This is a genomic window from Clostridium sp. D43t1_170807_H7, assembly GCF_015555905.1.
GTDB lineage: Bacteria > Bacillota > Clostridia > Clostridiales > Clostridiaceae > Clostridium.
On the sequence record NZ_JADNLK010000015.1, the window covers coordinates 33699 to 45557 of the forward strand.

Sequence of the window (11859 nt, forward strand, 5' to 3'; positions counted from 1 at the left end):
TAAAATATATATTTTTTTAATTAAATATAATTTTTGCAATAATATATTCAATTATTCTATGTCTTTATTACTAAAATTAATTAAAAAATTGGTTCTTGATTATTCATTGAATATCCATCATTTCTAACATCTTTCATATCTACTAGATTATCTTTTACTTCAACTTTGCTAAGCTTTTTAACTGCACCATGAGGCTCATTTAATGAAAGCTTATCTCCTCTTCCAGAAATAACCCATAAAACTTTATATCCTCTAGGTTTAACTTGTAATTTATCTTCACCCTTACCATCAGTAAAATAAACTAACAAATTAATATTTTTATTATTAGCATATTGAAAAACAGGAGTAAATCTAGTTCCCCCACCTGAGGAACATCTTTCTTTTATATCATTTATAGTTTTAACTTTATATGCACGCTTAACTTCTTTATCACATTCTATTATAGTTATTTCATGATTATAATTTTTTACTATAGATAGTACTTCTTTAATAGCTTGTTTAAATTCTTCATCACTAATACTTCCACTTATATCAATAGCAACTGCTATTTCTGCCTTGTGATTTCTAAGTTCACCTCTTAAATCTAATCTATTAGGCTGTCTTCTATTTCTTCTTGTTATAGTTTTCTTTTTATTACTTTCTACAGTTCCCATTAATCTCTTAAGATATAAATTCCAAGGAAGTTCTCCTTTACTTTTTCTTAAAGCAGATATCATTCCTTCTACATGAAGGGGAATTGTACCTTTTTCAGCATTACCTATGAACTTTTCAGTAAAATCCTTAAGCATTTTTTCATCTATGGACTCATTCTCATCCCATAAATCATGAGCTTTTTCTGGATCAAATCCACATTCTGAATCTTCAGCCCAGCTATCATCTTCTTCGCCTTCATCATTTTCTTCAAGTACATTTAATACATTTTGAATATTTTCAGCATAATATTCAAATGTATTATAAGGCTCAAGATTTAAACCGTACTTTAAATTTATTCCCTTTAAAGTAATTGCATATGGTGGTAAATTATTAAGATATTGATTTACTACTATATCCATAGCTAAATTAATTGCAAGTGTACTAAAGTTACCTTTTAACTCCTTAGCTCTTATTACGTGCATAGATAATATATGATGAATTTCATGCTTAATAGTACTTTCCATTTGTTTTATATTAAGCTGCAAGAATATTATTGGATTAAAATATATAACATATTTAGCACCTTTAAAATTTATACCAGTAGGAGTACTTATATCAAAACGTATTTCTCTTCCCATTTGAAATAAAAAGTAACCATAGAAATTATCCTTTTCTTCCATAAGACTTAGATTTACTTTATCTATAAGTTTAAAAAATTCTTCTTCAAAATCTTTAGGAATATCTATCTGAAACTTTTCACCAGCACGTAATGCTTTAAACATAACTGAACTATTTACTATTTTATCAGCTTTAATATAAAGTTCCTTTTTTAACTTTTCAAAATAACTATCCATATGCTATCCCCTTATTGCACTATAAGCTTCAAAATAACTTTCTACAAACTCTTCATTCTCTAAAGCTCTTTTATAACTTTCAGGATAGCTATTTTTCATATCCTTCATAATCCCTACCATTAAATCTACAGGATATTTCTTTAAAAATTCAATAAATCTATTTATGTGATATACATCTTCCTCATTACTATTTTTTATGTTTTCTTCTAAACTCTTTAAAATATTCATTGCACTTAAATAAAGTCTAGTATGACTTTCACTTTTAACCTTTTCTATAACTTCTTCACTTAAAGTATCACCTACGAAAACTTCCTCAAAAGATATTAAAGGACTATGTTCTGATTCAACAAAATTTATAAATTCCTCTGCTATAACCTTTCCAACATTACCTTTTATAACATTTAAAAATACTGCCCTAGGTATAGAATCTTTCTTCTCTTTATAAGCTTTAAATGCTTTAGATACTCTTTCATAACTTCTTGGTGTTGCTCTTACATCATCTTCATTTATCTTATGTAAATATTCTGGGAAAACTCCAATAAACTCTATTACTTTTTGCTCAATTTCAGCTTCCATTGCCCACTTTAACCAAGCTTTATAATCACTTTCCATGTTAAGCCATACAAATCTATTTTCTTGAGCTGCATCCATATCAACTACTTGATAGTCAAAATCTGAACCATATTTACTTGATGGATTCATTGCTGCTAATATATTTACATCATCATGTAATTTGTATCCATTAATTTCTCTATTTAATATTAAATTCATAAGTTCTTGCTGTACTGTATGCTCACAACGATTTATTTCATCTATAAATAAAAGAACTTTTTTCCCTTTTGCTATTTCTTCATCAATTTCCCTAAGCTTTGTATGAACAGCATATATTGTTGTTTTCTTTTCAACTTTATTTCCATAAGAGTCTATAGATATATACGATTCTACTGTAGGTAATCCACCTATTTCTCCTTCTTTAAGAAGATTTCCATCAATAACTATTAAACTCCAATTATTTTCCTTAGCTAATCTATTTGCTAAAGCTGTCTTTCCAATTCCACTTTCACCAACTACTAAAGGAACTTCCTCAGTTGCTAATACTAATTCCACACTTCTTAATGTATCTATAAAATTCATTTTAACTTCTCCTTACATTATCTTTAGTTTTTCATCTACAGCAATTCTTTTTGCTTTTTTACTTCCATATTTATAAATAAACATAATCTTATCAATAGCTATAACATCACTTTCTTTATCAATAACACTACAGTTTAAAAAATCTCTCACATACTTTTCTTCTACATCATCTTTTGATAATACTTCTCTTAATATCTCTTTTAGTTCATCTTGAGATATTTCTTTTAACATATCTTTACTAATATATCTAATTACTAAAATATTAGCCTTTAAAAAGCTTAATAACTTATCTTTATTTAAATTATTAATAAATTTTACTGCTGCTTCATTATTCTTAATGGCTGCAACTTCTGCTTTATAACATGGTGAATTAATATATCTTAATGCATCATAACTTATATTTACAGCTGCTTCCTGAACACTTTCATAGGGCTCTTTAATATATTTAATTGAATCGTAATCTTTTCTTACAGCTAGTAATTGTAATTCTTCATTAGGGTTTTTTGCATATCTAATAGCCCATCCCCTTTGCTCTATAGCTAATTTAATTACATAATTACTAGGATTTTTAATATAATTTAAATTACTCCACCCATTCTTTATAGCTTCTATCATCATTTCCTCTGTAGGATTATCTATAAACTCAATAGCTCTAGGATTACTTTTCATAGCTATCTCTTGCATTTCTATAGTTGGATTTTTTATATATCTTAATAAAAGTCCATCTTTTTCTATAGCTATTTTTTTCATTTCCTCTGTAGGATTACTTATATTTTTTATAATAATTGGATTTATCTTTATCATTTCAATTACTTTTACTTCATCCATAAAACTACCTCTATCTCTATTATTAATTTCTATTTTTATTTAATAATAATTATTATCTATATTCATTATAATACTTTTTCATTTATTTTAAAGTAGATAAATATAGTAGGATTTATTATTTTTTCAAATTATATTTGTATTTAATTAATATTCTCTAGTTTATTCTTTATTCTATATAAAAACTCTCCATATATTGAAACTTAATCAATATATGGAGAGTTTTATTATTCATCCTTATAAAATTTTCTATTTACTATTACTTGTATTCATATTCATAGCTGTTGTACTACTAATTCCATATGCTCTAGATCTATTTATAACATCATAAATTTTAATTGTTGGTGCAAGCCATACAGTTCCAGTACCACGATATACATTAACAAGACCTTCTCCACTTACAGCTGATCCAATTAATGACTTAGCTGATCTCTCTACTGTGAAACTAATATTTCCACTTCTTAATATAGCAAAATTTCCATCTACTTTTAAAGTTTCATTATCTAAATGTATTTCATCTATTTCGCATACAGGAACTCTACTTTCTAATACTACTATTCCCTTACCTTTTAAAGACAATTGGAATATACCCTCGCCTCCAGCTAAAGCTGATGATATATTTTTTTGAATTATAGGCTTAACTTGAATGCTTCCTTGTGCACAGTAAAACATTCCTTTATCTACTATAATCTCACCATCAATTTTTAAAACTAAAAAATGATTAAAAGAAGGTTCTAGAACTATCATTCCTGTTCCTTTATATTCCGGTTGGGATACAGATTCACCTGTTACAGCTGATGAAAACATCTTTCCTATTAAGTTGCCTGCTGTTACTCCAGAAACCATTTCTAAATTTCCTTTAAAGTAACTCATTGCACCTGGCTCTAATCTTACTTTATCATTATTTAAATATATAGCAACTTGTCTTGCTTTTATATTTTGTTGCTCCATAAAATACATATCCATTGCAGCTGATGTATCAGTAGAGCCTTGTAGTTTGTTATATTCTAATATTTCTACTTTCACACCTTCATATTCAGTTGTATCAATAACACTTACATTCTTTCTTGTTCCTATAGCACTAATCCCCATATCTATCACTTCCTAATTAAAATTCTCAATTATTATTATATCAAAACTATTTATTTTAAAATATTGTAAATATACTAAAATTCCACAAATAATATGAACCATATTATTTATGTTGAGTATATTATAGTATAAAATAAATTCAACAGAATATGAATTAAGTTTTTATATTCTACAGAGGAAAATTATGGAAAAATGTTGTAATAATCGCAACAGAAATTGTTGTAGAAATAATTGTGGTAATTTTAATAACTGCGGATTTGGTAATTGTGGATTTGGCAACTGCGGATTTGGCAACTGTGGATTCAACAACTGTAGATGTGGTAACAGCAGATTTAATAATAACTCATTGATTTGGCCATTACTATTTTTATTTTTATAAGTGCACTAAGCTATTATTAATTTTAACATTATTATTGTTATGTTGATACTCTATTTTGGTACACTTCCTTTAATATTATAATAACAAAAGTTAGGATATCATCTCCATCCTAACTTTTGTTTTCTTATATTTCTCTAGTTTCTTCTTTTAATAATTTCTTTTCCTCATCATTTAAATATGGACTTAACTTATCATAAACTTTTTTATGATAATTATTTAACCATGCCTTTTCATCATCACTTAATAACTCTACCTTAACTCCATTTAAATCTATAGGACAATATGATATAGTTTCAAATTTATAAAATTCTCCACAATCATTAATTTCATCTTTAACTACTACCATAACATTTTCAGTTCTTATTCCAAATTTCCCTTCTTTGTAAACACCTGGTTCATTAGTTAACATCATTCCTGGTTCTAATGGAACTATATTTCCATTTTGTCTTATACTTTGTGGTCCTTCATGAACATTTAAGAAAAATCCAATTCCATGGCCTGTTCCACACTTATAATCTAAACCTTGCTCCCATAATGGTCCTCTAGCCAGGATATCTAAGTTACAACCTGTAGCTCCCTTTAAAAATTTAGCTTTTGCCAAATTAATATGACCTTTTAATACTAAAGTAAAGTCTCTTTTCTCCTCTTCTGTAATATCTCCTAATACAAATGTTCTTGTTATATCAGTAGTTCCATCTAAATATTGACCACCTGAATCAACTAAAAATAATCCCTGTTTCTTTAATTCATAATCACTTTCAGCAGTAGCACTATAATGCATCATAGCTGCATGTTCTTTATATCCTGCTATAGTTCCGAAACTATCTCCTTTTGCTAATTCACCTTGACTTCTTAACTCTGATAATTTTTTACTAGCTGATATTTCAGTAACTTTTTCTTTACCAACATTATCTTTTAAGTATTTTATAAATTTAACCATTGCAACGCCATCTTTAATATGGGCATTTTCAAAGTTAGCTATTTCAATTTCATTTTTTATAGCCTTTAAATTAGTAGTTACATTTAATTTTTCTGTTATTGTGCAAGATAATAAAGAATAAAGCTTAGCATTAACTTTAGCTGGATCTATTAACGTATTTTCCTTAAGCTGTTTTACATGTTCTTCAATTTCATTATAATCATATATAACAACTTCTTGTGCCTTTAAAGCTTCTTCTACTTCATCATCAACTTTAGATTTATTAATATAAAGTTTTGCCTCATTTTCTGTTATTATTGCATAACTTAATACTACTGGATTAAATAAAATATCATTTCCTCTAATATTAAAAAGCCATGCTATATCATCTAAAGAAGTTAATAAATAGTTTTGAGCTTCATTTTCCTTCATATATTTTCTAACTTCACTTATTTTTTCTTTTACACTTTTTCCACAATATTTTTCATCATGAACAAAAATCTTATCTTCCGGTAAACTTGGTCTATCATTCCATATTTCCTCTAATAAATCCTTGTCCATCTTTATTTTGAAACTATTCTTCTTAGCTATCTTTAATAGCTCTTTATATTGATTAGCACTATAACAACTTCCATCAAAACCTAAAGTTTCATTTTCTTTAATATTCTTTTCTATCCATTGATCAATAGTATCATATCCTGGTGTTGCCATCTTCATTAAATCAATTCCAGTTCCCTGTAATTGCTCTGCCGCCTGTATGAAATATCTTCCATCAGTCCATAATTTAGCTTCTTTTTCTCCAATTAATTATTATTTTCCCCCTCTAACTTATTACAATAAACTTTTACCTTATTTATAACTTTATTATCTCCCTTTAACATATAAGTACCTATAAAAATACTTATTGGAATTATAAGTAGACATCCTATATTAGAAATAGCTAAACTAAATAAATTTTGAAAAAATTCTTTTGAATTAATAACACTTTCAAATGTATAGTTATTTTTCATAAATAAAATACTGATCATCATAGTTTCCCCTATTGTGGCAAAGAAAAGTGTGTTAACTGTAGTTCCTAATATGTCTCTTCCCACATTAAAACCCATCTTTATTAACTCTTTAATAGTAATCTCACTCTTAACTTCATTAAATTCAAATAATGATGAGGTTATTGCCATTGCTGTATCCATTATTGCACCTAATAAGCTTATTATAATCATACATATCATTAATTGATTCATATTAATATTTACATTAGGAGATAAGTAAATACTAATATCCGAACTTAAATCCAATTCACTATATCCACCAAAATTAGATTTATTACCTATAAACATAATCATTAAACTTAATATGAATGTAACACAAATAACTGATATAACTGCAGCATAAGTTTTTAAATTATGCCCATTTTGATATATTAATGTTATCTGACAAAAAACTATAACAGCTAAAATAGTTACTATTATTGGATTAATTCCTAAAATTATAATATAAAGTCCAATTACTAAAGCAAATATATTACATACAAGTGCAATAAAAGATTTTGCCCCTCTATCTCCCCCTATTAGAATCATCAGCACTAATAATACTATCGCCAATATTAGTATCATCTTTCTTCATTCCTTTCCTAAAAAATAATACCGCAACTAAAGCTGATATAGGTACAGCTGCAACTATTCCTATAGATCCAATTAGGAATCTAACTATTTCAAATGAAATATCAAATTGAATCATCCTTACCAAACTATATCCATTTATTATTTTCAATATAACAATAGCTAAACTTCCTCCTATATAAGAAAACATTAATACATTTATCATAGTTCCCATAATATCATGTCCAATTTCCCTTATAGATTTAACTAACTGCTTTATAGTAATAGATTTTGTTGAATTAACAATTTCATTAACAGCAGAATTAATTGTTATACTTACATCCATAACAGCGCCTAAACAACCTATTATTACACCTGATAAAAATATATTTTCTATATCATTGGGTCCTGCTATATAGTCCATTAATTCATAATGCAAATCACCAGTAAACTCTATAGTTAACTTATATAACACATATATTAACGAAGTTGTTATTAATGTTGAAATTATTGCACCTATATTTTTCCTTGAAAAACCTCCAAGTAACAATAATGTTACAGTACTAAAGAATATTATCATTAATAAATTTATTAACATAAAATCTTTTCCTGAAATATATAACCTTATAAAATATATAAATGCAGATATATTAACAATTAATGTAGCTAGTGTATATACTCCAAAGTTTCCAGCTATAACAACAATAGTAAAGATAAATATTTCTATAAATAAAACTATAAATTTATCTCTTTTTATCCCACTAATGCTACCTGTAAATTCTCCATTATTCTCTCTTATATTTACAAGCAAATCATCACCTTTTTTATATTTTTCATTTTTAAGCATAGATGATGAGTATGTATTTTTTAATGTAACGATTTCTCCTTTAAATTCACCATTTTTCACTTTGGCAGTAATAACCTGATTGTAATAATTTTCTACCCTTCCATCAGGTCCTTCTTCAGTTTTATCAAGAGATTCACTAACCTTTATGACCTTTGCTATAGTTGATTTGTATACACTATAATTATTATTAGTCCATATAAATATAGCTATAGAAGTAACAAATAATATTAACAAGCTAAAAACTCTTATTTTATTATTTCTAATATATTTTTTTACTTTTTCCATAGTAACTCCCTTCTTAATATTAATAGAATAACAACAACTTAAAGTTTATATCATTTATAAGTATACATCAAATATAAAAAGGTTGAGAATAATATACTCCCAACCTTTTATAACAATCAATTTTATTAACCTAATATTTGTTTTACCATTGGATTAATTTTAGCTCTATCAAACTTACCATTTACCATTGGCATTATTTCTTTCATTATTTTCCCCATATCTTTAGCTGTATAGTTGCCATTAGTTATGATTTCTTTTAACATAGCATTAACTTCTTCTTCAGTTAATTGCTTTGGTAAGTATGGTGTTAAAACTTCTAATGCAAAGTTTCCTTCTGCAATTTTTTCTTCATTACTAGCTTGAACTGCATATTCTAAAGCTTCCTTAGTTTGCTTTATGCTTTTTTCTATGATTTTAATAACATTCTCATCTGGAATATCTTCTCTGTTATTAACTTCATATGCTTTAATTTCTGAGTTGACTAATCTTAAAACGCTAACTCTCGCCTTATCTCTTGCTTTCATTGCAGCTATTTCATCTTTTTTTAATATATCTTTTAACATATTTATTATAGTTAGTTTCTATAACTAACCTACCCTCGCTTTCGTTTATTATATTTCTAAGTAAATTATACCAGTTTTATACTTAAAATCAAATTTATCCAAAAGTTATTTTTATTTCTTCTTTTTATCTATTTTCCTTTTTACATCCTTTAAATACTTATAAGCTTTATATAAAGTGGGATTCTTTACTTCCTCTTCTTTCTTATGAACAAATTTTATTAATTCCATAATAGGCTCTATTTTATTAAGAGTATCATTATATCCTTCAATTATTCTTACACGCTTTGCATCTGTATCTAAATTTAAGGTTCCCGTTATAGTATTTTCAGCTAAATTTTCTGGTGCTATTATTATAAGTCTTGAATTTGGATAAAGCGATCTATCAATTTGTGCATCTTTAGATAATAAAATCACAATTATAATGTCACATTTTTCTCCATATACAGGTTGGATTGGAACATTATCAGATATTCCTCCATCTATATATTTTTCTCCTAAAACCTCAGTACTATCATATATTAAAGGTAATGAAGCTGATGCTAATACAATCTTTTTAGCAGTTTCATCATCATAATCATTTATCTTAAAATACTTAGCATTAAAATTAGGTAACTTTGTACATGCTGCATAACATATCTTTTTATTTTTCTTAATTTTATTAAAGTCTAGATATTTCTCTACCATCTCTACAGCTCCATCATTACTAATGGCTCCATGCTCTAATTTATCTGTTAAAAATTTCTTTGCTAATTGTAGATTCTTACCTCCTATATATAATCCAATTCCTCTTTTAATCAATTCTGTTTTGCTAATAGGAACTAATTTATCCATTGTTACTTTTTCCCAAAGTTCATCTGCTTTCTTCATTTCATCCATAGCAAATAATACAGAATTAAAGGCTCCTATAGAGGTTCCAGAAAAAACTGATATGTATTTAGTCAAATTTAATTGCTTTAAAGCTTTCCAAACTCCAAGTTCGTATGCTCCTTTGCCTCCACCACCAGCTAATACTAATCCTATTTTCATAAATTCCTCTCCCTATTTTTCCCATTTTTTTATCATATAAATTATACTATAAAATTTAAGCCCATAAAATATTCATGGAATTTTTTCTCATTAATATTTTTATTTAATATTCTTAGAATTAATTCTAAAGTTTTAATTTTTATATAATAATCATTATTATATATGATATACTATTTATAACATTTCATTTAGGAGCTGATTAATTTGAACAATAAAACATTTAATATAATTATTTCGCCTGCAAAAAAAATGAATATAAATAATGATGATATTATAAGCGAATCTATGCCGTGTTTTATGGACAAGACAGAATATTTATATAGTAATTTAAAAGATTATAGCTATGATGATTTGAAAAAACTTTTAGCTTGTAATGATGAAATTGCAGAACTTAACTATTCTAGATATAAAGATATGAATTTATATAAAAACTTATCACCTGCAATTCTTTCTTATGAAGGTATTCAATACAAATATATGTCTCCAGACTCATTTAGCAATTCAGAATTTGATTATGTATCAAATCATTTAAGAATTCTATCTGGATTTTATGGTATTTTAAAACCATTTGATGGTATTGTTCCTTATAGACTAGAAATGCAAGCAAAATTAGCAATAGGAACTAGCAAAAACTTATATTCTTTCTGGGGGGACTCTTTATATAAAGAACTTACCAAAGATACTAATACTATATTGAACCTTGCTTCAAAAGAATATAGTAAGACTATCGAAAAATATTTAACTAAAGATGATACTTTTATAACATGTGTTTTCGGAAGTCTTGTTAACTCTAAAATTAAAGTAAAAGCAACAGAGGCTAAAATGGCTCGTGGACTTATGATACGCTATTTAGCTGAAAATAATATTACTGATATAGAAAAAGTTAAAGACTTCAAAGAACTTGGATTCTCTTATTCAGAGGAACATTCAAAACCTAATGAATTTGTTTTCTTAAAATAATTATAAAAATTACGCAATAAAAGGGGGCTGTATCAAAATAACTTTTTATACACCCTCTTTAGCTTATCCAATAAAATATTAATTACTTTAATATAATTCTTTATAATTATACAATATAATGATTCAGCAATATTACTTCTCTTTAAATTGTAATTTTTTGCAACAATATAATGTATATTTTTATCAAATTTACTTGTACAAAAATTCCGCTCCAGCAGTTTACTTTATTTTCCATAGGTGTTATTATATATAACTGTAGGGTGGCCAAACTACTTATAATTAAATGAGAAAATAACTAAAATTAATGGGTGTTAATTTTATAAAAATATATACTTAAATGGGGGATAGATTTTTTTATGAGATATTATATTTTAAGAACTAACGTGAAATCAGAGACTACTACCCATAAATTACTTAATGGGTATAACTTTAAAATAAATAATTTAAATGCTGAAAGATTAATTAGTGATGCTAAGGATGAAGAAATATTCTATTTACTATATAACATTTCTGAAAAAAGATTCGTAGAACAAGGATTGATTAGAAGCGTTGAATCAAATAGACCTTCAACTAAATATGAAGCTCTATTCGCTGAAAGAAAACCTTTAAATATTCGTTATTTACCATATTCAACTCCTAATTGTGGAATAATTCCAACTTCTAAAAAGAAGGTAGAAGAAATTCTGAATGTTGCAGTTTAATAAAAAAATACTCAACATTTCATATTATTTTAAGTAATACTAG

The 11859-nt window shown here is 26.4% G+C and carries 11 protein-coding genes and 1 pseudogene; 3 read left to right on the forward strand and 9 right to left on the reverse strand.

The window, feature by feature from the left end; all coding sequences use genetic code 11:
* Positions 1-80 precede the first annotated feature (80 nt).
* The 4 genes from I2E98_RS10830 to I2E98_RS10845 all read right to left on the reverse strand — a co-directional run bounded on the left by I2E98_RS10830 (position 81) and on the right by I2E98_RS10845 (position 4538).
* Positions 81-1487 (reverse strand): VWA-like domain-containing protein, encoded by a 1407-nt coding sequence (locus I2E98_RS10830; protein ID WP_195468927.1) that lies wholly within the window; start codon positions 1485-1487, stop codon positions 81-83.
* Between the two features lie 3 nt (positions 1488-1490).
* Positions 1491-2621, reverse strand: a complete 1131-nt coding sequence (locus I2E98_RS10835; RefSeq protein ID WP_195468928.1) for an ATP-binding protein — start codon at positions 2619-2621, stop codon at positions 1491-1493.
* Positions 2622-2633: 12 nt separating this feature from the next.
* The gene (locus I2E98_RS10840) at positions 2634-3449 is read right to left on the reverse strand and encodes a hypothetical protein (RefSeq protein WP_195468929.1); all 816 of its coding nucleotides are present in this window, start codon (positions 3447-3449) and stop codon (positions 2634-2636) included.
* 246 nt (positions 3450-3695) lie between these two features.
* Positions 3696-4538, reverse strand: coding sequence for an AIM24 family protein (locus I2E98_RS10845; protein ID WP_195468930.1), 843 nt, complete (start codon positions 4536-4538; stop codon positions 3696-3698).
* Positions 4539-4722: 184 nt separating this feature from the next.
* Between I2E98_RS10845 and I2E98_RS10850 the strand changes: the two genes are divergently transcribed.
* Entirely contained in the window at positions 4723-4917 is a 195-nt protein-coding gene (locus I2E98_RS10850; protein WP_195468931.1) for a hypothetical protein, read from the forward strand.
* A 124-nt stretch (positions 4918-5041) separates the two neighbouring features.
* Here the strand turns inward: I2E98_RS10850 and I2E98_RS10855 are convergent.
* From I2E98_RS10855 to I2E98_RS10875, 5 genes and pseudogenes are all read right to left on the reverse strand, one after another.
* Positions 5042-6643, reverse strand: a pseudogene (locus tag I2E98_RS10855) (aminopeptidase P family protein); the annotation flags it as partial.
* The gene (locus I2E98_RS10860) at positions 6640-7449 is read right to left on the reverse strand and encodes a YibE/F family protein (RefSeq protein ID WP_195468932.1); all 810 of its coding nucleotides are present in this window, start codon (positions 7447-7449) and stop codon (positions 6640-6642) included. The gene I2E98_RS10860 and the pseudogene I2E98_RS10855, both read right to left, overlap by 4 nt.
* Complete coding sequence (locus tag I2E98_RS10865; protein WP_195468933.1) at positions 7391-8566, reverse strand: YibE/F family protein; 1176 nt, start codon at positions 8564-8566, stop codon at positions 7391-7393. The genes I2E98_RS10860 and I2E98_RS10865 overlap by 59 nt, the downstream gene beginning before the upstream one ends.
* 125 nt (positions 8567-8691) lie before the next feature.
* A complete protein-coding gene (locus tag I2E98_RS10870; protein ID WP_195468934.1) occupies positions 8692-9129 on the reverse strand; it encodes a GatB/YqeY domain-containing protein in 438 nt (145 codons plus the stop codon).
* 111 nt (positions 9130-9240) lie between these two features.
* Positions 9241-10155 carry a patatin-like phospholipase family protein gene (locus I2E98_RS10875; RefSeq protein WP_195468935.1) on the reverse strand — a complete coding sequence of 305 codons (915 nt, stop codon included), beginning with the start codon at positions 10153-10155 and terminating at the stop codon, positions 9241-9243.
* Positions 10156-10359: 204 nt separating this feature from the next.
* On the opposite strand from I2E98_RS10875, the gene yaaA reads away from it, so the two are divergent.
* Complete coding sequence (gene yaaA / locus I2E98_RS10880) at positions 10360-11115, forward strand: peroxide stress protein YaaA (protein ID WP_195468936.1); 756 nt, start codon at positions 10360-10362, stop codon at positions 11113-11115.
* 356 nt (positions 11116-11471) lie between these two features.
* Positions 11472-11816, forward strand: a complete 345-nt coding sequence (locus tag I2E98_RS10885; RefSeq protein ID WP_195468937.1) for a hypothetical protein — start codon at positions 11472-11474, stop codon at positions 11814-11816.
* Positions 11817-11859 lie beyond the last annotated feature (43 nt).